This is a genomic window from Shinella sp. GW835-FHT14H05, assembly GCF_058793575.1.
In genome coordinates this window covers 1,071,718-1,097,137 of record NZ_JBXAFY010000001.1, presented here as the reverse complement: position 1 = coordinate 1,097,137, position 25,420 = coordinate 1,071,718, and the positions used below count along the sequence as shown (strand labels likewise).

Sequence of the window (25,420 nt, the reverse complement as noted above, 5' to 3'; positions counted from 1 at the left end):
ATCCTCACTTCGCCGGCTCGGTCTTGGCGGCGTCCTCGCCGCCTTCCGCCTTGCCAGCCTCGTCGGTCTTTGCAGCACCGTCTTCAGCCTTGCCGGCTTCACCGGTCTTGGCAGCGTCACCTTCGGCAGCCGGCTGCGAGTCCCGGGCAACCGCATTCGGATCCCATTCGGCCGGCACGACTTCGCCGCCCGGCTGGACCTTCTGGAAGCCTTCGACGATGATCTTTTCGCCGTTCTTCAGGCCATCGGTGATGACCCAGTTCGTGCCGGCGGCACGACCGACTCGCACGCTGCGCGTGCCGGCCTTGTTGTCGGCAGAAACGACGTAGACGAGCGCGCTGCCCGACGCGTCGCGCTGTACCGCCTGCTGCGGCACGATCACGGCATCCTTCTCGATGCCCTGCTCGATCTGCACGCGCACATACATGCCCGGCAGCAGGTCGCCGTCCGGGTTCGGGAACTCGCCGCGCAGCGTCACCTGGCCGGTCGTCTCGTCGACGGCGGCTTCGGAGAACAGCAGTTTGCCTGGATGCGCATAGGCCGTGCCGTCGTCCAGCACCAGCTTGACCTTCGCAGAATTGTTGTCAGCCATCAGGGCGCCGTCCTGCAACGCCTTGCGCAGCCGGATGAGGTCCGTCGCCGACTGGGTGAAGTCGGCATAGACGGGGTCGAGCTGCTGGATCGTCGCGAGATTTTCCGTGCCGTTGGCCGAAACCAGCGCACCCTCGGTGATCAGCGCGCGCCCGATGCGGCCGCTGATCGGCGCCTTGACGTCGGTATATTCGAGATTGAGCTTGGCGGTCGCCAGGCTCGCCTCGGCGATCGCAACATCGGCATCCGCCTGTGCGAGCTGCGCTACGGCGTCGTCGTAGGTCTGCGCGGAGGCGACATTCGACTTGCGAAGCTGCTCCTGGCGGTCGGCGGTGTTGCGCGCCTGGGCCTGCACGGCCCTGGCGCGGCGCAGCGTCGCTTCGGCGCTGGTGACCTGTACTTGGAACGAGGCCGGGTCGATGCGGTAGAGAACGTCGCCTTCCTTGACCAGCGAACCTTGCTCGAAGATGCGTTCGATGATGATGCCGGTCGCGCGCGGGCGCACTTCCGCCGTGCGGGTCGCGGCAATGCGGCCTGGCAGGTCGTTGGTGATCGGCACGTCCTCGGCCTTCACGGTGACCACGGCCACCTGCGGCGGCGGAAATGCAGCGCCTCCCTGCTGTGCCTGTTCTTCCTGGCAGCCGGCGAGAATCAAAAGGGCGCCAAAGGTCACAATCGAAATCGGTTTCGCGAAACGCATGGGTTCTTCCATAGGCAGTGCCGGCCGGAATTGGCGGCAGGGTGCTGAAAACATGAAGGTGCGGTGATCACAGGACCACCGCACCGCAACATACAAACAAGGCTGTATGTTAGTTTCTGACGTTTGACAATCGTAGATCACAGCTCGGCTTGCCGCAATCCACCCTGATCACCGGATCGTGATGAGGGTCCTCAACGTATCGCTTTGCCGTTCGCATCGAAACGATGCAACTGGCCGGCGCCCGGCGTGGCGAAGACCACGTCATCGACGGCATAGTGATGTTCACCAAACAGGCGGACGGTGAAGAAGCCCACCTTTTCCGATTCGAGATAAACGATCGTGTCGGCGCCAAGGTGTTCGACATGCACGGCTTTTGCCTGCCACTCGCCACTGTCGCGCGACAGGGTCAGGTGCTCCGGCCGGATACCGATGGTCTTCGCATCGGCAATACCGAGCCGGCCCGCATCGATGAAGTTCATCGCCGGCGACCCGATGAAACCGGCAACGAAGAGGTTGGCCGGCCGGTTGTAGAGCTCCATCGGCGAACCGATCTGCTGGATGACGCCCGCATCCAGCACGACGATCTTGTCGGCCAGCGTCATCGCCTCGACCTGGTCGTGCGTGACATAGATCATGGTCGCCTTGAGTTCGCGATGCAGCCTCGCGATCTCCAGGCGGGTGTTGACGCGCAGCGCCGCATCGAGGTTGGAAAGCGGCTCGTCGAACAGGAACAACTTCGGTTCACGCACGATGGCCCGGCCGATCGCGACGCGCTGGCGCTGGCCACCGGACAGTTCGGCCGGGCGGCGGGCCAGGTATTTGTCCAGCGACAGCATGTTCGACGCCTTGTCGACGCGGCTTTCGATCTCCGCCTTCGGCGTGCCCGCCTGCTTGAGGCCGAGGCCCATATTGTCCTTCACCGTCAGGTGCGGATAAAGCGCGTAGGACTGGAACACCATGGCGATGCCGCGCTTGGCCGGCGGCACGGTCGCCACTTCCGTCCCGTCGATGCTGATTGAGCCGGAGGTCGCATCCTCAAGGCCGGCGATTATGCGCAGAAGCGTCGATTTCCCGCAGCCGGAGGGGCCGACGAAGATGACGAATTCGCCGTCCTGCACGTCGAGGTCGATGCCCTTGATGACATCGACATTGCCGAAGGACTTGCGCACGGATTTAAGTTGAAGAGAGCCCACTGATATCCCCTTAAAGCTTGACCGGTTGGCCGGTTCTGACACTTTCATCGGCCGCGAGGCAGATTTTCAGCGACTGCACCGCATCGTCCATGTGGCGCGAGAGATCGATATCCTCACGGATCGCCTTCAGCACGAAGGCCTGTTCGCGGTCACAGAGTTCTTGGTGGCCGGGCTCGCCCGCCATGCGCAGGTCCTCGTCCGGCGACAGGAACTTGCCGTCCGGGCCGGTGGCCGCATTGTGCAGGCGGATGACCGCCGTCTTGGTGTGCGTGTCGATGTCGTCCGACTTGGCGTTCGGGTCCATGACGATCGAAACCGAGCCGTTCGGCGACATGACATCCTTCACGAAGAACGCCGTTTCCGAAATCATCGGCCCCCAACCCGCCTCGTACCAGCCGAGCGAACCGTCATCGAAAAACACCTGGAGATGGCCGTAATTGTACATGTCCGGCGCGATCTCGTTGGAGAGACGCAGCCCCATGCCGCGCACCTCGACGGGTTTCGCGTCGGTGATCTGGCACATCACGTCGAGGTAGTGCACGCCGCAGTCGACGATCGGCGGCGTCGTCTGCATCAGCGCCTTGTGGGTCGCCCAGGTCGGCCCGCTCGACTGCTGGTTCAGGTTCATGCGGAACACATAGGGGCCGCCGAGCTTGCGCGCTTCCTCGATGAGCCGCATCCAGGACGGATGGTGACGCAGGATGTAACCGACGATCAGCTTGCGGTCGTTCGCCCGGGCGCAGGCCACGACCCGCTCCGCATCCGCCGTCGTGGTCGCCAGCGGCTTTTCCACGAAGACATGGGCGCCGGCTTCCATCGCCGCGATCGCATATTCGGCATGGCTATCCGAATAGGTGTTGATCGAGCAGAGCTCCGGCTTCAGCTCCTTCAGCGCCTCGTGGAAGGACGGGAGGATCTCGTAGCCTTCGAGCCCTGCAGGGACTGCAACCTTCGAGCGGTTGACGAGCCCGACGATCTCGAAGCCCGGATTTTCATGATAGGCGAGCGCATGGCTGCGGCCCATATTGCCGAGGCCGGCGGAAAGAACGCGAATGGCAGAACTCACTTGACTGCTCCCGAGGTGATGCCGCGGATCAGCTGCCGCGAGAAGATGAAGTAGAGGACGAGGACCGGCAGGATCGCGAGCGACAGCGCTGCCAGCACCGCATTCCAGTTGGTGACGAACTGGCCGATAAAGATCTGCGAGCCGAGCGTCACCGTCTTGGTCGCCTCGCTCGGCGCCAGGATCAGCGGGAACCACAGGTCGTTCCAGATCGGGATCATCGTGAAGACCGCGACCGTCGCCATGGCCGGCCGGACGAGCGGCAGGACGAGGCGGAAGAAGATCGAATATTCCGACAACCCGTCGATGCGCCCGGCATTCTTGAGGTCGTCGGAAACGGTCCGCATGAATTCCGAGAGAATGAAGACGGCGAGCGGAATGCCCTGCGCGGTATAGACGAGCACAAGTGCGGTCAGCGTGTTGACCAGCCCCGTCGCCACCATGCCCTGGAGGATCGCCACCGTGCCGAGGCGGATCGGGATCATGATGCCGATGGCGAGGTAGAGCCCCATCAGCATATTGCCGCGGAAGCGGTATTCGGAGAGCGCGAAGGCGGCCATGGCGCCGAACAGCAGCACGAGCGCGATGGAGACCACCGTCACGATGAAGCTATTCTGGAAGTAGGTCGCGAAATCACCCTGGCCCAGCACCGTCGTGTAACCGACGAGGTCGAAGGTCTCGAAAGTCGGCACCTGCATCGGATTGCGGAAGATCGCGTTGCGATCCTTCATCGAGTTGATGAGCGTCAGGAACACGGGGAAGATGGAGATCACCGCGTAGCCGATCAGCGCCAGATGGACGAGCCCGGTACGGGTCAGCGAATGGCGTGCTTTGGACATATCCGGCCCTCCCGATCAGAACTGGTAGCGGCGGATGCGCCGCTGGATGACGAAGAGATACAGCGAGACGCCGGCGAGGATGATGAGGAACATGACCGTCGCGATCGTCGCCCCCATCGAGCGGTCGCCGAGCTGGAGCTGAAACCCGAAGAAGGTGCGGTAGAGCAGCGTGCCGAGAATGTCCGTCGCCCCGTCCGGTCCGGCCAGCGCGCCCTGCACGGTATAGACCAGGTCGAAGGCGTTGAAGTTGCCGACGAAGGTGAGGATCGAGATGATGCCGATGGCGGGCAGGATGAGCGGCAGCTTGATCTTCCAGAACTGGCTCCAGCCCGTCACGCCGTCGCATTCGGCGGCCTCGATCACCTCTTCGGGGATGTTGAGCAGCGCCGCATAGATCAGCATCATCGGGATGCCGACATATTGCCAGACCGAGATCAGCGACACGGCGATCAGCGCCGAGTTCGGCTTGCCGAGCCAGGGCGAGAAGAACGACTTCAGGCCGACGAGATCCATCAGGTGGGGCGACACGCCCCAGATCGGCGAGAGGATCAGCTTCCAGATGAAGCCGACGATGACGAAGGACAAAAGCGTCGGCAGGAAGATCGCCGTGCGGTAGAAGGCAGCGAAGCGCAGCTTCGGGATCGACAGCATGGCGGCCAGCGCCACGCCGATCGGGTTCTGAACGAGCATATGGATGATGAAGAAGATGACGTTGTTCTTCAGCGCGTTCCAGAAATCCTCGGACCAGCGTTCGTCGCCGAACAACACCTTGAAGTTGCCGAGGCCCACGAAGGTCGACTGGCCGTCAACGGTGTTGAACAGCGAGAGGCGCAGCGTCTCGATGAGCGGCAGGATCATCACCGCCGAATAGACGATGAAGGCCGGCAGCAGGAAAACGCCGATATGCCAGCGCTTTGGCCGCTTGATCAGCCCTGTTGCATCATGGGAAGAAGGTATGTCGGTCATGGCCCAGCTTGCCCCTCCGGTTCTTGTTCGTTGACGTCCGCATGCACGAACGCCGTGCGCGGCGGTTGTGCCGCACATGACGATTTCAGCATACACGATAGTGCCGGGGTCGCTCCCCGAATTTGCCCTTCGGCACCCTCTGTCCACCGGGACGAAAAGGGAGATGGCATGCGCCGGTCGCTTCGAGCAGCACTGCCTCAAATCCCTCCCCCCAGGATCGATGGGGAGAGGGCCGGCGCAAGCATCGCCTGCGCCTCAAGCAGAATTCAGCAGCCGAAATTAAGGCTTACTTGGCCGGCTTGTACCAGCTGTCGAGGCCCTTCTGGAGCTTCTCGCCAGCCACTTCCGGCGTATCCGTGCCGTTGATGACGTTGGCGGATTCCGTCCAGGTCTCGTTTTCGAGGTTCGGCGTGCCGCGCGACAGGATTTGGTAGGTCGAGCGGATCGACGGCTGGCACTTTTCACGCCAGGAGACGAATTCCTGGGCAAGCGGATCGGCCATCTTCACCGCCGTCGAATTCAGGCTGAAGAAGCCCGGCAGCGAGTTGGCATAGATGTCGGCGAATTCGGGGGACGCGATGAAGGTCAGGAGCTTCTTTGCGGCTTCCGAATTGGCGCTCTTGGCATTGAGGCCGACGCCGATGTCGTTGTGGTCGGAGATGTAGCAGGTGTCGCCGGCATTCTTCACCGGCGGCGGGAAGGCGCCCATCTTGAACTGTGCCTGGGTGTTGAACAGGCCGATTTCCCACGAGCCGGCCGGATAGATGGCAGCGCGGCCGAGCGTGAAGAGGTTCTGGCTGTCCGGATAGGTCTGGGCTTCGAAGCCGTCGCCGAGGTAATCCTTCCACTTGGCCAGCACGCGGTAGGGCTCGACCCAGCCTTCGTCGGTCAGCTTCTGTTCGCCCTTGATCAGCGCCTTGCGGCCTTCCTCGCCCTTCCAGTAGGTCGGGCCGATGTTCTGGTAGCCCATGGTCGCGGCTTCCCAGAGGTCCTTCGTGCCCATGGCGAGCGGAATGAAGTTGCCGTCGGCCTTGATCTTGTCGAGGGCGGCGAAGAATTCGGCTTCCGTTGCCGGAACCGCGATGCCGAGCTGGTCGAAGGCATCCTTGTTGTAGATGAAGCCGTGGATGACCGAGGCCATCGGCACGCAGAACGACGTCGCGCCATCGTCCGTCGTCCAGGCGGACTTGGCGACGTCGGAGAAGTTCTCCATGCCCGGCAGGTCGTTCAGGCTGGCAAGGTGACCCTTGTTGAAGAGTTCCAGCGAGGCGTCGAACGGACGGCAGGTGATGAGGTCGCCTGCGGAACCGGCGTCGAGCTTGGCGTTCAGCGCGGCGTTGTATTCGGTCGGCGCAGTCGGCGAGAAGACGACCTTGATGCCGGGGTTCTTGGCCTCAAAAGCCGGGATGATCTTTTCCTGCCAGATCGACAGGTCGTCGTTGCGCCAGCTTTCGATGGTGAGCGTCACGTCCTGCGCCTGCGCGAGCCCGGCCGTGCCGAGAATGCTCGTGGCAAGGAGCAGCCCCTTGATTGCGTTGCGTGTCATTTCATTCTCCCCTTTTATGCGCCGCAGCGCGTTTTGAGACCATGTTATCCGAGAGCCTTGAGGGCGCGCCGGAGGCTTTGCCCCGACCGCTCCAGCACCGCCGCGGCGACGCTGGCGTCCTCTACCCCCGCGGCGAGCAGGACGGCCGTCTTGACCGAGCCTTCGGAACGCGCAAGCAGGCGTTCCGCCTCGTCGAGCCCGACACCGGAAATGTCGGACACGATGCGGCAGGCCCGCCCCTTCAGTTTGATATTGTCGGCCTTGAGATTGACCATATGGCCATCGTGCACATGGCCGAGGTGCACGCCGACCAGCGTGGAAAACAGGTTGAAGGCGATCTTCTGGGCCGTGCCCGCCCCCATGCGCGTCGAGCCGGAAATCACCTCCGGCGGCGTCTGCAACAGGATCGAGACATCGGCGCCATCGAAAAGCACCGCACCCGGATTGTTGGCAAGCGCCACGACGGAAGCGCCCTTCTCCCGGGCATAATCGGCGATCGCCAGCACATAGGGCGTGCTGCCGCTTGCGGAAACCGCGATCACGCAGTCGCCCGCACCGATCGAAGCAGCCGAGGCATCGTTAAATGCAAGCTCGCGGTCGTCCTCATAACCGCCGGCGAGATCTTCGAGACTGGCGGCACCGCCGGCCAGCAGGATGACGATGCGATCGCGGGCAATGCCGTAGGTGCCGGGAAGTTCGAGTGCATCGGCCATGGCCATCAGGCCGGAGCTGCCGGCGCCCACATAGACGAGGCGGCGGCCGGCCAGAATTGCATCGGCGGCAAGGCGCGCCGCGGCGGCGATATCGACGAGCGCGGCATCGACCACGGCGGCCGCGGCCTTCTGCGCATCGGCAAGCACTTTCAGGACATCCACGGGCTGACGCTCGTCGAGCCCGCTTGCCTGATCATGCCTGCCCTCGGTCCTGCCTGCAGTCATCGCCATATCTCCTCTGGCCGAAATTAATGCCAAAAAAATACCAATTGTCCATAGGAAATTAATTTTTGAGACCACTTTTTTGGTCTTCAATATTTTTATTATTTAAAATCAATAATTTGCAAGAAAGCTTATTTTCGATACCACCATACCCCTTGGTTAATGGTATTTTTTTGGTATCGTTGTCTCCGGAGGTGCCCATGACGGATTACATTCTCGGTATCGACGGGGGAGGAACGAGTTGCCGTGCCGCGGTCGCAGACCCGCATGGCGTCATTCTCGGCCGCGGCAAGAGCGGCGCGGCCAATATCCTGACCGACCCCAACAATGCGATCATTTCCATCACGGAAGCCGCCAAGGCCGCCTATCGCGACGCCGGGTTCGATGAAGCCGGTGTCGCCGGCGCCTCCGCCTTTCTCGGCCTTGCCGGCACCAATGTTGGTGATCTCACCCGTTATGTGCACGACCGCTTACCCTTCAGCCACACCGACATCGATTCCGACGGCCTGATCGCCCTCCAGGGCGCGATCGGCGACGAGGACGGCGCGGTGGCGATCCTCGGCACCGGCTCCATCTATATGGGGCGCAAGAACAATGTGGTCCGCTATATCGGCGGCTGGGGCTTTACCGTCGGCGACCTCGGTGGCGGCGCGCGTATCGGCCATGCCCTGTTGCAGGAAGCGCTGCTCGCTCATGACGGCGTCATTCCCCGCTCGGGCGTCACGGAGGCCGTGCTGGACGAATTCAAGCACGATCCGCGCGGCATCGTCGAATTCGCCCGTCTCTCCAAGCCCGGTGATTTCGGCCGCTACGCCCCTCTGGTCTTCGACCATGCGCGTCAGGGCGACCCGCAGGCGATCGCCATCGTCAAGGCGGGGGCCGCATCGGTGAACGCCTCCCTCGATGCCATCATGGCGCTTGCCGGCGCACCGCGCCTCTGCCTGCTCGGCGGGCTGGCACCGCTCTATCCGGAATGGCTGTCCGAGCGGCACCGGTCGATCCTGGTGGAGGCCGAAGCGGATGCCCTGACGGGCGCCGTGGCTCTCGCCGCCAACCGATACAGACAGCGCACGGGAGCCGCCGCATGAGCACGCCCCTCGCCGCGATCCTCACCCCGGAAAGCCTGCAATCGGGCGTGCCCGGCCCGCTCTACCTGAAACTGCGCCAGACGCTGGAAGACGCCATCACCTCCGGCAAGCTGAACCACGGCGATGCCCTGCCGGCCGAACGCGACCTTGCCGACCACGCCAATGTCAGCCGCGTCACGGTGCGCAAGGCCGTCGACGACCTCGTCAAGGATGGCCTGCTCGTGCGCCGCCACGGCTCTGGTACCTTCGTCGCCAAACCGGTCGCCAAGGTGCAGCAGTCGCTCTCCCGCCTCACCTCCTTCACCGAGGACATGGCGCGCCGCGGGCTAATGACCAAGGCTGAATGGCTCGACCGCGGCCTGTTCCACCCCTCGCCCGACGAGATGATGATGCTGGGCCTGCCCGCCGACGCCCTCGTCGCCCGCCTCGGCCGCCTGCGCGTCGCCGACGACATGCCGCTCGCCATCGAGCGCGCCTGCATCTCGGCAGAATTCCTGCCGGATCCGTTGCAGGTGCAGGGCTCGCTCTATGCGGCGCTGGAAAAGCGCGGCTGCCGGCCGGTGCGCGCGGTGCAGCGCATTTCCGCCTACAACATGAAAGACCCCGATGCCGCCATGCTCGGCGTGCCCGCCGGATCGGCAGGGCTTTCCATCGAGCGGGTCTCCTATCTTCGTTCCGGCCGGGTCGTCGAATTCACCCGGTCGATCTATCGCGGCGACGCCTACGATTTCGTCGCCGAACTGACGCTTTCCGAGACGTAAGCGTCCAAACAGACAAAGGTAATGCCATGCAGACCAACATGCGGAAAGAAATCAACGAGATCCCGGAAGCGGCAGCCCGCCTGCTGGCCAATTCCGCCAGCGCCATCACGGCGGCCGGCAAGGCGCTGCGCGAACGCGACCCGCAGTTCTTCGTGACCGTCGCCCGCGGCTCGTCCGACCACGCCGCCCTCTTCCTGAAATACGCGATCGAACTCACCGCCGGCCGGCCGGTCGCCTCCCTCGGCCCGTCGCTCGCCTCCATCTACGGCGCCAAGCTGAAGCTCGGCGGTGCCGCCGCCATCGCCATCTCCCAGTCCGGCAAGAGCCCGGACATCGTCGCCATGGCCGAGGGCGCCACGAAGGGCGGCGCGATCTCGATTGCGCTCACCAACACGCTGCCCTCGCCGCTGGCCGACGCCTGCCTGCATTCGCTCGATCTGTCGGCCGGCCCGGAAATCAGCGTTGCCGCCACCAAATCCTACGTGAACTCCATCGTCGCCGGCCTTGCCGTGCTCGCCGAATGGACGGGTGACAAGGACCTCGACCGCGCCGTCAAGAACCTGCCGGAACAGTTCGCCAAGGCCGTGGCGCTCGACTGGAGCGAGCTTGCCGGCGACCTCAAGGACGCCCAGTCGCTCTATGTGCTCGGCCGCGGTCCGGGTCTGGCAATCGCCAGCGAAGCGGCGCTGAAGTTCAAGGAAACCTCCGGCATGCATGCCGAGGCCTATTCCTCCGCGGAAGTGCTGCACGGTCCGGTCGCCCTCGTCGGCCCGTCCTTCCCGGTCGTGGCCCTTGCCGCCCGCGACGCGGCGGAAGCCTCCGTCACCGGCATGGCAGACAGCCTCGCCGATCGCGGCGCCTATGCCGGCGTCACCGCCGCCGGTGCGAAAAGCGCGCGCAAACTGCCCTTCGTCGCCACCGGCCACCCGATCACCGATGCGCTGGCGCTCATCGTGCCCTTCTACGGCTTCGTCGAAGCCTGGTCGCGCGGCCGCGGCCTTGATCCCGATAAGCCGGTCAACCTCAAGAAAGTGACGGAAACCCGATGACTGCGCGCACCGCCATTACCGGCGCCCGGATTTTCGACGGCGATCTGTGGCATGAGGACAGTGCGCTTGTGATCGACGGCGGCAAGGTCGCCGGCATCGTCGCGCGGAAAGAGGTGCCGGGCGATGCCCGCATCGTGCCGATGGACGGGCTGTCGCTCGTCCCCGGCTTCATCGACCTCCAGGTCAATGGCGGCGGCGGCGTGCTGCTGAACGAACGTCCGGATCTCGAAGGCATCCGCACCATCTGCGCCGCCCATGCCCGCTTCGGCACCACCGCGCTGCTGCCGACGCTGATCACCGACAACCGCGCGGTGACCGCCGAGACGATCGCCGCCGGCCTTGCGGCCCGCAAGGCCGGCGTGCCCGGCTTCCTCGGCCTGCATCTCGAAGGCCCGCATCTCTCCGTCGCCCGCAAGGGCGCGCACGATCCGCAGCTGATCCGCCCGATGGAACAGGCCGATCTCGACCGCACCATCGCAGCCCGCCAGGGCCTCGAAGCGCTGCTGATGACGCTCGCGCCGGAAAACGCCAGCAACGCGCAGATCGCCGCGCTCAAGGCCGCCGGCGTGACCGTCAGCCTCGGCCATTCGGATTGCGGCTACCGCACGGCGGCTGCCGCCGTCGAGGCGGGCGCCAGCATGATGACCCACCTCTTCAATGCCATGAGCCCACTCGGCCACCGCGAACCCGGCATGGTCGGCGCCGCATTGGACCTCGGTCACCTGAATGCCGGTCTGATCGCCGACGGCTTCCACGTCGATCCCGCCTCGATCGGCGTCGCATTGCGGGCAAAACGCGGCCCCGGCCGCATCTTCCTCGTCACCGACGCCATGTCGACCATCGGCACCGACATGACGAGCTTCTTCCTCAACGGTCGCGAAATCTTTCGCGAGGGCGGGCGCCTGACGCTGGCCGACGGCACGTTGGCCGGCGCCGATATCGACATGGCCTCCTGCATCCGCTTCATGCGCGACCACGCCGGCATCGGCCTGGAGGAAGCGCTGCGCATGGCCTCGCTCTATCCGGCGGAAGCCATTGGCATGACCGGCCGCAAGGGCCGCCTCACCCATGGCCACGATGCCGACTTCGCCGTCATCGGCCGCGATGTCGACGTCGTCTCCACCTGGATTGCCGGCACGCCGGTCTTCGCCGCCTGAGAGCGACCGCCGTCGCCTTGCAGGCATCGGCGGAATCGGTTCTACCCAAGCGATCGGATGCGTTTCTTTTTCGGAGCGGCACATGCAATTGATCTTCGACGGCCATAACGACGTTCTCTTGCGCCTTTGGGAAAACGCGCAAAAGGGAGCCGACCCGATCGCCGAATTCGTCGAGGGCACGGACAAGGGCCATATCGACGCGCCCCGCGCCCGCAAGGGCGGCCTGGCCGGTGGCTTCTGCGCCATGTTCATCCCGCCGAAGGAAGACTACCCGGCCCGCGAGGTGGACCAGAACGGCCATTACAGTGTCCGCATGGTCGGTCCGCGCGATCAGGCCGAGGCGCTGAAGATCGCGCTTGAGATGACGGACATCGCCTCCAAACTGGAGCAGGCCGGCGGCCTCGCCATCTGCCGCTCCACGGCAGACATCCGCGCCGCGATGGACAGCGGCCGCTTCGCCGCCGTCTTGCATATCGAGGGCTGCGAGCCGATTGCCGAAGACCTCTCGAACCTCGAAACCTTCCATGCCAAGGGCCTGCGCTCGCTCGGCCCTGTCTGGAGTCGCCACAACCTGTTCGGCCACGGCGTGCCCTTCGCCTTCCCCTCCTCGCCCGATACCGGCCCCGGCCTCACCGAGGCCGGCTTCGAGCTGGTCAGGGCCTGCGACCGCCTCGGCATCATGATCGACCTCGCCCACATTACCGAACAAGGTTTCTGGGACGTCGAGCGCACCAGCACCGCGCCGCTCGTCGCCACCCATTCCAATGCGCACGCGCTGACGCCGATCTCGCGCAACCTCACCGACCGCCAGCTCGACGCGATCCGCGAGCGCAAGGGCATTGCCGGCCTCAACTACGCCACCACCATGCTGCGCCCCGACGGCCTCGAAAATGCCGATACGCCGCTCTCCGACACGGTGCGCCACATCGACCACATGGTGGAGCGCATGGGCATCGACTGCGTGGCGCTCGGCTCGGATTTCGACGGCGCGACCATCCCCGCCGCGATCGGCGACGCCGCCGGCAACCAGGCGCTCGTCGAGGCGCTACGCGCCGCCGGCTATGGCGAGGACGACCTTGCGAAGCTCTGCCGGGAAAACTGGCTGCGGCTCCTGAAAACCGTCTGGCGCGAAGCCTGACCTGAAATCTGCGGAAGAACGCCATGACCAAGCCCCTCATCGAACTCTGCGTCGAAGGCATCGACGGTTTCCTCGCTGCGCAGGACGCCGGCGCCGACCGGGTGGAGCTCTGCGCGAGCCTGGTCGAAGGCGGCCTGACGCCAAGCCTCGCCACCATCCGCGCCGCCGTAAAGGCAGCAAAAATCCCCGTCCACGTCATCATTCGCCCCCGCGGCGGCGATTTCCTCTATTCGGAAACGGAATTCGAGACGATGGTCGAGGATATCAAGGCGCTGCGCGAGGAGGGTGTCGCGGGCGTCGTCATCGGCTGCCTGACACCGGACGGCCGAATCGACGAGGCGCGCACCAAAACGCTGGTCGAGGCCGCGCGCCCGATGTCCGTCACCTGCCACCGCGCCTTCGACATGACGGCGGATGCCCGCGAGGCGCTGGAAGCGCTCATCCGCTGCGGCGTGAACCGTGTGCTGACCTCCGGCCAGCGCGACACCGCGCTCGACGGCGTCGTCATCCTGAAAAGCGCCCACGAACAGGCTGCCGGCCGCATCACCGTCATGGGCTGCGGCGCGCTCGATGCGCAAAACATTCAAAAGGTCCGCGACGAGACCGGCCTGACCGAACTGCACTTCGCTGCGCTGACGACCGTGCCGAGCGGCATGACCTTCCGCAATCCGCATGTCGGCATGGGCGGCACGGAGAAGGACCGCGAATACGAACTGACGCTGACCGACAGGGACGCCGTGCGCGCCACCATCGCCGCCGCGAAATCCTGACGCGCCACCTTGCAAGCGGCGGTCCGTCCCTTACGTGATAGCGGAACAAGGAGACCAATGATGCCGCTCAAGACTTTTGCCTCTTTCCGCCCCCGCACGGTCATCGCCGCCGGCCTTATGGCGCTCGCCGTGGTGCCTGCGACCGCAGAGACCGTCGGCAAGGTCGGCGTGGACTGGATCGGCAATGATATCTATGTCGATGCGGTGACCGATCCAGAGGTCTCCGGCGTCACCTGCCACGTCACCTATTTCGACCGTTCCGTCATCGACCGCCTGAAAAAGGGCAACTGGTTCGAGGATCCCTCGAACAACGCGATATCCTGCCAGCAGACCGGCCCGATCACCATCGGCGACATCGGGCTCGACCGCGAGGGCGAGGAAGTCTTCAAGTCCGGCCTGTCGCTGATCTGGAAGGCGCTGATCGTCACTCGCATCTACGACAAGAAGAACGACACGCTGATCTACCTCGCCCATTCGCGCGAGCTGACCGAGGGATCGGCAAAGATGTCGATCTCCACCGTGCCGCTCTACGGCGAGACGGTCACCTGGGAAAACGGCAAACCATAAAAAACGCCCCGGCACCTGAAAGGCCCGGGGCATTTTTTGCGGACTAGCCATTTACTTGACGTAGACGACCTTGCCGCCCGTAGCAGAGGTCTGGATTTCCACGACGTTCTGCAGCTGGACGTTCTTGGAAGCCAGCGCGTCAGCCAGGCCCGGCACGCCCTGCAACTCGCTCTGAACCTTTTCCATGGTGGCCGGATCGTTTGCCTTCAGTGTCAGGCGCTCGGCCTCGCCGCGCTGGCTGTCATCGGCCTCAAGCGAGGAAATCTTCACGACGTCAACGCTATCGGCAGCGATGGAACCCGTCGACATGCCGTCGGATGTCATGGGTGCCGTCGCATCCTGCGCATAGGCGATGCCGGCGGCCGGAGCGATGGCGAGAAGCGAAGCAAGAGCGATGGTGACTGTCTTCTTCATGGGAATTCTCCATTGTTTCTCTGTAGAGGCATGAAGGAAACGGAAACACCTTCGCTTGGTTCCTAATAAATCATCACAAGATTGTGCACTCAAAACTGGAGATATTTGAAAATTCTGATGGAACTACTTGCCGACATGCAAAAGCACCCGACCGAAAAACGGTCGGGTGCACAAGGCCCGAGATGCTTCCCTAGGCCCGATCAGGCGGCCTGGGCGAGTTCGTCGGCGATGACGGTGTCGAGGTTGAGGAAGCAGACCATCGACTTTTCCAACGCCACGATGCCGCGGCAGAAGGCGCGCTGGGCTTCCGGAATGATTTCCGGCGCCGGCTGGAGGTCTTCGCTCTTGATGGTCATCATGTCGGAGACCTGCTCGACCAGCAGGCCGACCAGCTTGCCGGCGATGTCGGTGACGATGATGGCGGAACGCTCGGACGGCTCCGTCATCTTCATGCCGAGGCGGCAGGCCATGTCGATGACCGGAATAACGGCACCGCGCAGGTTGATGAGGCCGAGCACGTAGGGCGGCGTATGCGGCATCGGCGTCACCGGTGCCCAGCCGCGGATTTCGCGGATGGCCATGATGTCGATGCAGAATTCCTGTTCCCCTAAGTGAAAGGAGACGATTTCGAGAAAGGCGCCGGACTGTTTGATGGCGTTGGACATTATCAGAACTCTTCCCAGTTCTCGGCGGCGGCCTGGGCATTGCCTCTGGACGCTGCACTGCTGCTGAATGCTCCGGCAACCTTGGAGACAAGGTTTCTTGCCGGGGACGGGGCGGGACGGGAGGCGGTGGAGACCGCCCTCGGGCTACCGACGGAGGCGCGTGCGCCCTCGCGGATCTGGAACTGGCCGACGAGGCGCGAGAGGTTTTCCGCGTCCTGGGCCAGCGTATGGCTTGCCGCATTGGTCTCCTCGACCATGGCGGCGTTCTGCTGCGTCACCTGGTCCATCTGGGTGACGGCGACGTTGATTTCCTGGAGACCGCTCGTCTGTTCGCGGGCGGCGGTGACGATGGAGCTCATGTGCTCGTGGATGCGCAGAACGTCGCCGCCGATGCGGCCGAGCGATTCGCCGGTCGCCTGCACCAGGCGGGAGCCGGTCTTCACCTCTTCCGAGGAGCGCGTGACGAGGCTCTTGATGTCCTTGGCGGCACCGGCCGCGCGCTGGGCGAGTTCACGCACCTCCTGCGCCACGACCGCAAAGCCCTTGCCGGCCTCGCCCGCACGGGCGGCTTCGACACCGGCGTTCAGCGCCAAGAGGTTGGTCTGGAAGGCGATCTCGTCGATGACGTTGATGATCTTGCCGATCTCGCTGGATGCGCCTTCGATGCGTTGCATGGCCGCCATGGCGTCGCTGACGATGCGCTCGGATTCCACCGCGCTCGCCTTAGTCGAGTCGACCATCTGGCCGGCTTCTTCAGCGCGCGCCGTCGCCGTGCGCACCGTGGTCATGATCTCTTCGAGTGCGGCGGAGGTTTCCTCCAGCGAGGCCGCCTGCTGCTCGGTCCGGCGTGCGAGGTCGTCGGCGGCAGCGCGCATCTGCCCGCTGTTCGACTGGATGGAGCCGGTATTGTCCTTCACCTCGGCCATGACATTGCGCAGGCGCTCGACGGTGTTGTTGAAGTCGGTGCGCAACTGCTCGAGATCGGCGCGGAACGGATCGAGCAAAACGACCGTCAGGTCGCCGTCCGACAGCCGGTTGAGGCCGCGGCCGAGCGCCTCGACGGCCACCTTCACCTGCTGTTCGTCGTCCCGGGCGACGGCCTCGCGGCCATGCCGCTCGGTCTCGATTTTCGCGCGGGTCTCTTCGTTCGCCTGTTCCAGCGCGCGCTTTTCGACGGCGGCGTGGCGGAAGGCCTCTGCGGAGCGCGCCATCTCGCCGATCTCGTCGCCCCGTTCGGTGGCGGCAACGGCGGTGTTGAGGTCGCCGGACAGAATGCGCTGCATGCTGTCGCGCACGGCGAAGATGCCCCGGCGCAGCATGTTGCCGTGATAGACGATCATGCCGAGCAGCGTGATCATGCCCAAAAAGCCGATGGCGATCTGGTACTGGATGGATGTCGACGAGGCATGCTGCGCATCGTTGACGCGCGCCTCGAGCAGCGCCGAGCCTTCTTCTGCGAGCGCGCCGAGCGTTGTCGTCATGCGCTCGCCGCCGCTGTCGATGGCGTCGTCGATCGCCGAGAAGGACTCAATCGGCGCGCCCTGCTCTATCATCTTCTTGAGGTCAACGGCTATCGCGGTTTCGATCTGCTGCAGATCGCCCGTAAACGAATCGAGAGCGGCCGGCTTGCCGAGCTCTACGGCCAAGGCGTTAGCCCCCTCCACACCATCTTTCAGCGTCTTCAGCGATGCGGCGATGGTTTCCAGCCGCGCCGGCTGGATGGCCTTCTCGTCGCGATCGATGATGCTGTCCATCGCGACGAGCACCAGATCGACATTGGCAAGCCGCATGGCCTCCACAACATCAACGTGATTCTGGATGGAGACGGCGGCCTCGGAGGCCGCGCGGATGGTCGTGCCGCCGTACCAGCCGGCGGCAAGCATCGCGCCGAAGCCGAGGAACGCGGCGGCGCCGAGCGTCGCAAGGCGAGAACTGACGGAAAGGGTCCGGCTCTTCGCTGAATTTTCGTGAGACATGATGCGGTTCGCCCGATCGAGCCCGGCCCTCGCCGTGGCATCCCTTCTGGATCCTGGGTGAAATACGCTTCCTCGCCGTCTCCCCCGGTCGATGGACATCATGCCCGATGGACCGATTCCGGCCCTTATGCGTATCCGGACCGTGACAAAGAGAGATTAAACAATGGCTAAGGATTGAGTGCGGGAACCTGTATTTTAGTAAAAATTGATAGATTCCGATCAGCCGGATTACCACACGTTGCGTGAGGGGGAGCGGTTCCAAAACCTGCCGTTTCACGCTATACTCGCGCGCATGGAAAAGACCACCAGCCGATATATCGCCCTGCCCGCTGCGCTCGTCGCGCTCGGCCTTGGCGTCATGGCCGCCACTGCCGCCTTTGCCGGCTGGCTGGAGCATGGCTCGGCGATCTTCCTGAGCCTTGCGGAATCCGGCATGTCCTGGTGCTTCTGATCACAATCCCGCGAGCATTTCCCGTTGCGGCAATTGGCGCCTTTGCTCCAGCCCCGGCGAAGGACTATGACGCCGGCAAACACCTGCCGACATAGCCCTATCGAAGGACTGCCATGAAGACCCTGCGCCTCGTACTCTGGATCGCCGTCGCCCTTGTCGCCGCGCTGCTCGGCTGGCTGACGCTGGAAATGACCGGCGCGAAGAACGAGGTGACGGGCGGCCCGTTCGGCGTGCCCTTCACGCTCGTCGCGCAGGATGGCAACCCGATCAGCGAAAAGGCCTTCACCGGCAAGCCGACCGCCCTGTTCTTCGGTTTCACCCATTGCCCGGAGGTCTGCCCGACCACGCTGTTCGAGCTGGACGGCTGGCTGAGCAAGGTCGACCCGGACGGCTCGAAGATGCAGGCCTATTTCGTCACCGTCGACCCGGAGCGCGATACGCCGGAACTGATCGGCCAATATGTCGGCAACGTCTCCAAGCGCATCACCGGCATTTCCGGCCCGCCGGAAAAGGTTCTGGAAATGGTCAAGGGCTTCCGCGTCTACTATCGCAAGGTGCCGCTCGACGAGAAGAAGCCCGACGGCGACTACACGATGGACCATACCGCGTCCGTCTTCCTGCTCGACGCGACCGGCCGCTTCACCGGCACCATCGCCTACGGCGAAAATGCCGACGTCGCCGAACAGAAGCTCGCCAACCTCATCAAGGGATAAGCGGCGCGGCGGGCGATCCGCCTTTGCCCTCGGCTTTCGGACATGCTAGGCGGAGCCCTGACAACAGGGACCCCAGCCGTGAGCGAAATCCGCCTCTACATCACCACGACCGAGAAGCTGGCCGATGCCGCACTGTCGCTGATGACCGACGCCTTCGAGGAAGAAGGCTACGCCATCGCGACGATGGAGATCGACGAGAAGCGGGACATCTGGGAAGCGTCCATCTACATGTTCCGCCCGGACGAGGCGGACATCCACGCGCGCTTTGCAGCATTGCTGGCCGCCGATTTTCCCGATGCCGAAATCCAGCGCGAGGAACTGCCGGACATCGACTGGATCGCCAAGTCGCTGGAAGGGCTGAAGCCCGTGCGCGCCGCGCGCTTCGTGGTGCACGGCTCGCATGACCGCGGCAAGGTGCGCGCCGGCGAGATCGCCATCGAGATCGACGCCGGCCAGGCCTTCGGCACCGGCCATCATGGCACGACGGCGGGCTGCCTGGAAGTCATCTCCGACGTGATGCGTTCGCGCAGAGTCAGGCGCGTGCTTGACCTAGGGACAGGCAGCGGCGTGCTGGCGATCGCCGCGCGCAAGCTCGGTCCCGTCCAGGTGCTCGCCACCGACATCGACCCAATCGCCACCCGCGTCGCGCGCGAAAACGTCCGCCTCAACGGCATCGCCGCCGGCATCGCGCTGGAAACCGCGCCGGGCTTCCACTCCACCGCCTTCGGCCGCCACGGCCCCTTCGACCTGATCATCGCCAACATCCTCGCCCGCCCGCTGATGCGCATGGCGCCGCAGCTTGCGGCCCAGCTCGCGCCGGGCGGCGACGTCATTCTGTCTGGCATTCTCGCGTCGCAGCGCTGGAAGGTGCTTGCGGCCTATAATGGCGCGGGCCTGCGCCATGTGCGCACCATCTGGCGCGAAGGCTGGGTGACGATCCATCTCGATCGTCGCTGAAGCGGGAAAAGAAAAAGGCGGTGCCAGAGGCACCGCCTATGGACCGGCGAACCGGCCATGCCCGCGAGCTTGAGGAGGAGGAGCGCTCAAGCGGGCCTATGTGTTCCGAGCGCCTTCCCGGAGGAGGGAGGAGGAGTGACCGGCAAGACGCCTGATCGGAACACCTAGCTTTTTGCGAACCGAAGGACTGGAGGAACTTTCACTTCGTTTCGCTTGAAGCGCGTTTTAAGTTCGCTTCGTTGGCGCTGCTTATAATCGATTCAGAAAATCGCGACAGAGCCTTTGCGGAATAGGTGCCATGCGCAAGATGCATAAGTCCAATCCAAGACCTCTTCAAACCATTGGCGGACGCTTCTGACCATGGCTGCGACCATCATCCCGCTCATCGCACTCGCCATCATCGTCTTCGTGCTCTGGGTCGCGATCCGCGCCACCATCCAGGCCCGCCGCAACCCGCAGGCCATCGAAAGCACGACGCGTTCGGAGGAAGACCGCCGCCGCGTTTCGGAGTCTTTGCGCGATGCGCTGGACAAAAAACCGCTCGGCGCGCCGCTCGCCGAGCGCATCTGGCGCAAGCTGATGGCGGAGCAGCCGAACTACGGCGTGATCTACGATTTTCACCGCGATTTTTGCGGCCAGGGCCTCATCCGCACCGAGGCCGGCGTGATGCTGGCAGATGTGCAGGATGGCGGCGTCTACTTCGGCGCGCCGATCGCCGAATGGGCCACCGAAGCGGAGTTCGTCGCCTTCTTCGCCCGCCAGTCGGATTTTTCGATGAGCGGCTGGGATGCGGGCGAACCCGCCTTCTTCACCGATGACGACTGGTATCGCAACAACCAGCGCCTCACCCGCTCCGTGCTGGAACGATACCTTTCCCGCCTTTGACGCGGGGGAACGATCGGCTAGATTGCCGGCACGATTCATCGCCTTACCGGAAGTCCCCCATGTTCCAGAGTTTCGACGTCACCTCCACGCCCCAGTTCGGCCGCGAACGCGCGGATGCGCTGCGCGCCTCCTTCGACGCGCTCGGCATCGACGGTTTCCTCGTGCCCCGCGCCGACGAATACCAGGGCGAATATGTGCCGGCCTCCGCCGAGCGTCTGTCCTGGCTGACGGGTTTTACCGGCTCCGCCGGCGTCGCCCTCGTCATGCGCGGCCAGGCCATCGTCTTCGTCGACGGCCGCTACGTCACCCAGCTTGCCGAACAGGTGGACGGCAGCGTCTTCACCGGCGGCGACCTCGTCGGCGAGCCGCCGCATCTCTGGCTGCAAAACCACGCGCCGAAGGGTTTTCGGCTCGGCATCGATCCCTGGCTGCACACAGGTGCGGACGTGCGCCGGCTGGAAAAGGCCCTCGCCGGCCTCGGCGGAGCGCTCGTCTTCCTGCCGCACAATCCGCTCGACAAGGCCTGGACCGGCCGCCCAGCCGAACCGCTCGGCCGCGTGACCATCCAGGCCATCGACCAGGCCGGCGAACTCGCCCGCGATAAACTCGTAAAGATGGCGGAAGCCACCGCCAAGGCCGGCGCCGATGCGCTGGCCGTCACCGACCCCTCCTCCATCGCCTGGATCTTCAACATCCGCGGCAGCGACGTACCGCACACGCCGCATCCGCTCGCCCGCGCCATCATCCCGGCCGACGGCCGACCGCAGCTCTTCCTCGACAAGCGCAAGACCGGCATCGAGCAGGAGGCCTATCTCACCCAGCTCGCCGACCTCGTCGCGCCCTCGCAGTTCGACGAGCGCATCACGGCGCTCGCGGCAGAGGGAAAACGCATCCTCATCGATCCCGACCAGGCGCCTTTCGCTCTCGCCGAGATCGTGCGCGCCAAGGGCGGCACGCTGGTCGAGGCGGTCGATCCCGCCCGCCTGCCCCGCGCCTGCAAGAATGCCGTCGAGCTGCAAGGCTCGGCGCGTGCGCATCTGCAGGACGGCGCCGCCATGGTCGAGTTCCTGGCATGGCTGGACAGCACGACGCCGGGTTCGCAGACCGAAATCGCCGTGACCAGGAAGCTGGAAGAGGTGCGCCGCAATGTCGGCGAGCGCCAGCAGAACCCGCTGAAGGACGTGTCCTTCGACACGATCGCCGGCGCCGGCGCGCATGCCGCCATCATGCACTACCGCGTGACGACCGAAACAGACTCGACCCTTGAGCCAGGCACCCTGTTCCTCATCGATTCCGGCGCGCAATATATCAACGGCACCACGGACATCACGCGCACGGTGGCGATCGGCGCGGTGCCGGAGGAACAGAAGCGCTTCTTCACGCTGGTGCTGAAGGGCATGATCGCGATCAGCACGGCGCGCTTCCCGAAGGGCTCGCGCGGCTGCGACCTCGATCCCCTCGCCCGCATCGCGCTGTGGAAGGCGGGCGCCGATTTCGCCCACGGCACCGGCCACGGCGTCGGCTCCTACCTCTCGGTGCATGAAGGCCCGCAGCGCATCGCGCGGCTGTCGACGCAGGAGCTTCTTGCCGGCATGATCCTGTCGAACGAGCCCGGCTACTACCGCCCCGGCGCCTTCGGCATCCGCATCGAGAACCTGATCCACATCCTGCCGGCAGCCCCCGTCGAGGGCGGCGATCTCGACATGTTGGGCTTCGAGACGCTGACCTTCTGCCCGATCGACCGCCGCCTCGTGGTCGCATCGCTGCTTACAGACGAGGAACTCGCCTGGCTCAACGCCTATCACGTCGAAACGCGCGAAAAACTCCTGCCGCTGCTGTCGGATGACGCAACGAAACGCTGGCTCGAACAGGCAACGGCGGTGATCAGCCGATGACGTGACGCAGAGTCATCACGACGATCCAGCCGATTGCCAGCATCGGCAGGACGGAGAGGCGCAGGCCCACCACCAGCGCGACGAGCAGGGTGAGGCTCACGTCGAGTCCACCCGTAACGGCAGCCGGCGCCACCAGCGTGGTGAGCACAGCCGCCGGAACGGCATTCAGCGCCGCCTCGACGCGCGGCGGAATGCGCTTCATGCGCGTGATGAAGACATAGCCGCCGATGCGCGTGAGATAGGTCGCGATGGCGCCGGCGGCGATGATAAGCAGCGTCTGCGTGTGAAAGAACGTTTCCATGCTCATGCCTCCCCTTCCACGGGGTCGCCGAGCGTCGCGGCCTCCTTGCCGTCGAGCGGCAGCACGGCCGCAACGAGGATGCCGGCAAGCGCCCCGAGGCTGACATGCCAGGGCGAGCCGACGAAATGCAGCGCCAGGATCGAGCCCGCACCCGAGGCGAGCACCACCGGCAGCCAGTTCGCCCGGCTGCGGAAGCCCAGAACGAGACCCATGAAATAGATCGGCAGCAGCACGTCGATGCCGATCGCCTTGGGATCGCCGATCAGGTTGCCGAGAAAGCCGCCGATAATGGTGAGGCACAGCCAGGGCACATAGACGCTGAGGCCGAGCACCATGGACCAGACATAGCTGACGCGGATGCCGGAATCGGCCCGCCGCTCGGTTTCGGCGAATTGCGGGTCGGTGAGAAGGAACAGCGAGGTCGCCTTCTGCCAGAAGGTCAGGTGCCGGATATGCGCGGCGATCGCCGCCGAATAGAGCACATGGCGGAAGTTGACGGCGAAGATCGACAGCACCACCAGCCACGGCGCCACATGATGGTTGAAGAGCTCAACGCCGACGAGCTGGCTCGCCCCGGCATAAAGCGTGGCGCTCATCAGCGCCGCTTCCGCGATCGTCAGACCGTTATCGACGGCGACGGCGCCGAACAGCACGGCAAACGGGGCGGCGGCGATTGCGACGGCACTGCCACGCCGGAAGGCGTCGCGGATTTCTTCTTTCGTGGCGGGGGTCATGGGTCTGCTCTATGTTGCAATGGCGAAGCCATAGAGCAGCAACGGTCCACCCGCAAACCAATATGGCTGATGGACCGTTCAGCGCCGTTGATCATTCAACGCCGTCGAACGACTGGCGCTGAACGACGATCAGCTCTTCTTGAGCTGGAACGTGTGCTCGGGACCGGGGAAACTGCGCGCCTTCACCTCTTCAGCATAGGTCGCGAAGGCTTCGCTCATGAGCGGGGCCAGGTTGGCGAAATGCTTGACGAAGCGCGGCTTGAAATCGGTGAAGATGCCGAGCACGTCGTCGACCACCAGCACCTGCCCGTCGCATTCCGGCGACGCGCCGATGCCGATGGTCGGCGCCTTGACCTTGCCGGTGATTTCGCGCGCCAGTGGCTCCACGGTGCCCTCGATAACGATGGCGAAGGCGCCGGCATCGTCGATGGCCGCGGCATCCCGGCGGATCTTTTCGACTTCCTTGTCATTGCGGCCAAGCGAGCGGTAGCCGCCGGTCGTGTTGATGAGCTGCGGCATCAGGCCGACATGGCCGAGCACCGGAATGCCGCGCTGGGTGAGGAAATCCACCGTCTCCGCCATTTCCGCGCCGCCTTCCAGCTTGATCGCCGAACAGCCGGTTTCCTTCAGCACGCGGGCGGCCGTGGCGAAGGCCTGTTCCTTCGACTGCTGGTAGGAGCCAAACGGCAGGTCGACGACGACACAGGCGTTGGACGAGCCGCGCATGACGGCCTGGCCATGGGCGATCATCATCTCGATCGTCACGCCGACGGTCGAATCCAGCCCGTACAGCACCATGCCGAGGCTGTCGCCGACCAGCATGAAATCGACATGCGGATCCATGAGCTTGGCGATCGGCGTCGTATAGGCGGTGAGGCTGACGATGGGCCGGTCACCCTTGAGGGCGCGGATGTCGGCGGGCGCCAGACGGCGTTTCGCAGTGTGTACGCTCATGTCACGCTACCTTTGCAATTTTCACGTTTTTCGGGTCGATAACCCGGTTGTCGAGGAGTTTCGTGCTCCGGAAGCGCACGAAAAGCAACAAAAGAACCGGCTTTTCACCGATTCCATCTATATCGGCCAGCGTTTCCGGGTCACGCAGCGCGACCACTTCGGGCCTGGCCAAGGGCTCGGCGCGCAGGAAGGCGATGACAGCCTCCTCCACCTTCGCCGCATCCGTTTCGCCGGCGGCGATCAGCCGTTCGGCCTCGTCGAGCGCGCGCGGCACGATGGCGGCAGCGGCGCGTTCCTCCACCGAAAGATAGACATTGCGCGACGAACAGGCGAGCCCGTCGGCCTCGCGCACCGTCGGCACGCCGATCACCTCGACGGGCTGGGCGAGGTCCTCCGCCATGCGGCGGATGATGGTGAGCTGCTGGAAATCCTTCTCGCCGAAATAGGCGCGGTCAGGGCCTGCAATGTTGAAGAGTTTCGTCACGACCGTCGCGACGCCCGCGAAATGGCCGGGGCGCACGGAGCCTTCCAGCTCGGCGCCGAGCTTCGGCACGTCGACCACCGTCTCCATCGGCCGCGGATACATGTCCGCCACGCCGGGCGCGAAGAGATAGTGCACGCCTTCGGCTTCCAGCATCGCCTGGTCGCGGGCGAGATCGCGCGGATAGCGCGCCAGGTCCTCGTTGGCGCCGAACTGCAGCGGATTGACGAAAATGGTGGCGACGACGATATCGTTTTCGGCGCGCGCCCGGCGGGCGAGCTCCATATGGCCGACATGAAGATAGCCCATGGTGGGCACGAGGCCGATGGTGCGGCCGTCGAGCCGGTGCGGCGCAAGGGCCGCGCGCATATCCGCGATGGTGGTGAACGTCTGCATCGGCGGCTCCTCCTTGCTCTCGCCCTCTCCCGCAGGCGATACCGCCCGCGCGGTCTCTTCCGGACCATCTTGAGGGGGCGCCGTTTTCTATCTTGTGCAGCGCAAAAAGACAATCGGCAAACACCTTTGCCGGCGATCGGCCGGCCCGCTGGGCAGCGTTGCGTTTTGCGCACTGTACATTTCGGCCAATCGCCGGTAGAGAGCGCACCACACGCCCGTCACGGATGGGCTGAGA

At 64.5% G+C, this 25,420-nt stretch carries 26 protein-coding genes; 12 read left to right on the top strand and 14 right to left on the bottom strand.

Going from position 1 to position 25,420, the window contains the following annotated elements; translation table 11 throughout:
* Positions 1-4: 4 nt before the first annotated feature.
* The 7 genes from AC1Q6Z_RS05400 to AC1Q6Z_RS05370 form a co-directional block, all read right to left on the bottom strand.
* The gene (locus AC1Q6Z_RS05400; protein WP_492646984.1) at positions 5-1,291 is read right to left on the bottom strand and encodes an efflux RND transporter periplasmic adaptor subunit; all 1,287 of its coding nucleotides are present in this window, start codon (positions 1,289-1,291) and stop codon (positions 5-7) included.
* 191 nt (positions 1,292-1,482) lie between these two features.
* Positions 1,483-2,484 carry an ABC transporter ATP-binding protein gene (locus AC1Q6Z_RS05395; protein WP_492646983.1) on the bottom strand — a complete coding sequence of 334 codons (1,002 nt, stop codon included), beginning with the start codon at positions 2,482-2,484 and terminating at the stop codon, positions 1,483-1,485.
* Positions 2,485-2,494: 10 nt separating this feature from the next.
* Positions 2,495-3,550 carry a Gfo/Idh/MocA family protein gene (locus AC1Q6Z_RS05390; protein ID WP_492646982.1) on the bottom strand — a complete coding sequence of 352 codons (1,056 nt, stop codon included), beginning with the start codon at positions 3,548-3,550 and terminating at the stop codon, positions 2,495-2,497.
* Entirely contained in the window at positions 3,547-4,386 is an 840-nt protein-coding gene (locus AC1Q6Z_RS05385; protein ID WP_256117094.1) for a carbohydrate ABC transporter permease, read from the bottom strand. The genes AC1Q6Z_RS05390 and AC1Q6Z_RS05385 overlap by 4 nt, the downstream gene beginning before the upstream one ends.
* A 15-nt stretch (positions 4,387-4,401) precedes the next feature.
* The gene (locus AC1Q6Z_RS05380; protein WP_492646981.1) at positions 4,402-5,352 is read right to left on the bottom strand and encodes a carbohydrate ABC transporter permease; all 951 of its coding nucleotides are present in this window, start codon (positions 5,350-5,352) and stop codon (positions 4,402-4,404) included.
* 286 nt (positions 5,353-5,638) lie between these two features.
* On the bottom strand, positions 5,639-6,898 hold the full coding sequence (locus AC1Q6Z_RS05375) for an ABC transporter substrate-binding protein (protein WP_256117097.1): 1,260 nt from the start codon (positions 6,896-6,898) through the stop codon (positions 5,639-5,641).
* A 44-nt stretch (positions 6,899-6,942) separates the two neighbouring features.
* Positions 6,943-7,836 (bottom strand): N-acetylmuramic acid 6-phosphate etherase, encoded by an 894-nt coding sequence (locus AC1Q6Z_RS05370; protein WP_492646980.1) that lies wholly within the window; start codon positions 7,834-7,836, stop codon positions 6,943-6,945.
* Between the two features lie 197 nt (positions 7,837-8,033).
* Here AC1Q6Z_RS05370 and AC1Q6Z_RS05365 point away from each other — a divergent pair, with 197 nt between their 5' ends.
* From AC1Q6Z_RS05365 to AC1Q6Z_RS05335, 7 genes are all read left to right on the top strand, one after another.
* Positions 8,034-8,921: a glucosamine kinase nucleotide-binding domain-containing protein gene (locus AC1Q6Z_RS05365; RefSeq protein WP_492646979.1), complete on the top strand. Its 888-nt coding sequence runs from the start codon at positions 8,034-8,036 to the stop codon at positions 8,919-8,921.
* Positions 8,918-9,682, top strand: a complete 765-nt coding sequence (locus tag AC1Q6Z_RS05360; RefSeq protein WP_492646978.1) for a GntR family transcriptional regulator — start codon at positions 8,918-8,920, stop codon at positions 9,680-9,682. Before AC1Q6Z_RS05365 ends, AC1Q6Z_RS05360 begins: the two co-directional genes overlap by 4 nt.
* A 26-nt stretch (positions 9,683-9,708) precedes the next feature.
* Positions 9,709-10,731: an SIS domain-containing protein gene (locus tag AC1Q6Z_RS05355; RefSeq protein WP_492646977.1), complete on the top strand. Its 1,023-nt coding sequence runs from the start codon at positions 9,709-9,711 to the stop codon at positions 10,729-10,731.
* On the top strand, positions 10,728-11,888 hold the full coding sequence (gene nagA, locus AC1Q6Z_RS05350; protein WP_492646976.1) for an N-acetylglucosamine-6-phosphate deacetylase: 1,161 nt from the start codon (positions 10,728-10,730) through the stop codon (positions 11,886-11,888). Before AC1Q6Z_RS05355 ends, nagA begins: the two co-directional genes overlap by 4 nt.
* A gap of 82 nt (positions 11,889-11,970) precedes the next feature.
* A complete protein-coding gene (locus AC1Q6Z_RS05345; RefSeq protein ID WP_492646975.1) occupies positions 11,971-13,026 on the top strand; it encodes a dipeptidase in 1,056 nt (351 codons plus the stop codon).
* Between the two features lie 23 nt (positions 13,027-13,049).
* On the top strand, positions 13,050-13,796 hold the full coding sequence (locus AC1Q6Z_RS05340) for a copper homeostasis protein CutC (protein ID WP_492646974.1): 747 nt from the start codon (positions 13,050-13,052) through the stop codon (positions 13,794-13,796).
* Between the two features lie 60 nt (positions 13,797-13,856).
* On the top strand, positions 13,857-14,363 hold the full coding sequence (locus AC1Q6Z_RS05335; RefSeq protein ID WP_492646973.1) for a CreA family protein: 507 nt from the start codon (positions 13,857-13,859) through the stop codon (positions 14,361-14,363).
* A 51-nt stretch (positions 14,364-14,414) separates the two neighbouring features.
* On the opposite strand, the gene AC1Q6Z_RS05330 is transcribed toward AC1Q6Z_RS05335, so the two are convergent.
* The 3 genes from AC1Q6Z_RS05330 to AC1Q6Z_RS05320 all read right to left on the bottom strand — a co-directional run bounded on the left by AC1Q6Z_RS05330 (position 14,415) and on the right by AC1Q6Z_RS05320 (position 17,418).
* A complete protein-coding gene (locus AC1Q6Z_RS05330) occupies positions 14,415-14,777 on the bottom strand; it encodes a hypothetical protein (RefSeq protein WP_492646972.1) in 363 nt (120 codons plus the stop codon).
* Positions 14,778-14,977: 200 nt separating this feature from the next.
* Positions 14,978-15,442, bottom strand: coding sequence for a chemotaxis protein CheW (locus AC1Q6Z_RS05325; protein WP_256117111.1), 465 nt, complete (start codon positions 15,440-15,442; stop codon positions 14,978-14,980).
* Positions 15,443-15,444: 2 nt separating this feature from the next.
* A complete protein-coding gene (locus tag AC1Q6Z_RS05320) occupies positions 15,445-17,418 on the bottom strand; it encodes a methyl-accepting chemotaxis protein (RefSeq protein WP_492646971.1) in 1,974 nt (657 codons plus the stop codon).
* A 292-nt stretch (positions 17,419-17,710) separates the two neighbouring features.
* On the opposite strand from AC1Q6Z_RS05320, the gene AC1Q6Z_RS05315 reads away from it, so the two are divergent.
* The 5 genes from AC1Q6Z_RS05315 (at position 17,711) to AC1Q6Z_RS05295 (ending at position 22,319) form a co-directional block, all read left to right on the top strand.
* Positions 17,711-17,869: a hypothetical protein gene (locus AC1Q6Z_RS05315; protein ID WP_492646970.1), complete on the top strand. Its 159-nt coding sequence runs from the start codon at positions 17,711-17,713 to the stop codon at positions 17,867-17,869.
* A 113-nt stretch (positions 17,870-17,982) separates the two neighbouring features.
* Positions 17,983-18,582: an SCO family protein gene (locus AC1Q6Z_RS05310; protein WP_492646969.1), complete on the top strand. Its 600-nt coding sequence runs from the start codon at positions 17,983-17,985 to the stop codon at positions 18,580-18,582.
* Positions 18,583-18,660: 78 nt separating this feature from the next.
* Positions 18,661-19,539 (top strand): 50S ribosomal protein L11 methyltransferase, encoded by an 879-nt coding sequence (locus AC1Q6Z_RS05305; protein ID WP_492646968.1) that lies wholly within the window; start codon positions 18,661-18,663, stop codon positions 19,537-19,539.
* Positions 19,540-19,899: 360 nt separating this feature from the next.
* The gene (locus AC1Q6Z_RS05300) at positions 19,900-20,424 is read left to right on the top strand and encodes a hypothetical protein (RefSeq protein ID WP_492646967.1); all 525 of its coding nucleotides are present in this window, start codon (positions 19,900-19,902) and stop codon (positions 20,422-20,424) included.
* Between the two features lie 59 nt (positions 20,425-20,483).
* Positions 20,484-22,319 (top strand): aminopeptidase P family protein, encoded by a 1,836-nt coding sequence (locus AC1Q6Z_RS05295; RefSeq protein WP_492646966.1) that lies wholly within the window; start codon positions 20,484-20,486, stop codon positions 22,317-22,319.
* Here the strand turns inward: AC1Q6Z_RS05295 and AC1Q6Z_RS05290 are convergent.
* The 4 genes from AC1Q6Z_RS05290 to panC form a co-directional block, all read right to left on the bottom strand.
* Entirely contained in the window at positions 22,309-22,620 is a 312-nt protein-coding gene (locus AC1Q6Z_RS05290) for an AzlD family protein (protein WP_256117121.1), read from the bottom strand. The two genes, AC1Q6Z_RS05295 and AC1Q6Z_RS05290, sit on opposite strands and share 11 nt — an antisense overlap.
* A 2-nt stretch (positions 22,621-22,622) precedes the next feature.
* On the bottom strand, positions 22,623-23,354 hold the full coding sequence (locus AC1Q6Z_RS05285; protein ID WP_492646965.1) for an AzlC family ABC transporter permease: 732 nt from the start codon (positions 23,352-23,354) through the stop codon (positions 22,623-22,625).
* 129 nt (positions 23,355-23,483) lie between these two features.
* Complete coding sequence (gene panB / locus AC1Q6Z_RS05280; protein WP_492646964.1) at positions 23,484-24,308, bottom strand: 3-methyl-2-oxobutanoate hydroxymethyltransferase; 825 nt, start codon at positions 24,306-24,308, stop codon at positions 23,484-23,486.
* A gap of 1 nt (position 24,309) precedes the next feature.
* Positions 24,310-25,185: a pantoate--beta-alanine ligase gene (gene panC, locus AC1Q6Z_RS05275; RefSeq protein ID WP_492646963.1), complete on the bottom strand. Its 876-nt coding sequence runs from the start codon at positions 25,183-25,185 to the stop codon at positions 24,310-24,312.
* Between the last annotated feature and the right edge of the window lie 235 nt (positions 25,186-25,420).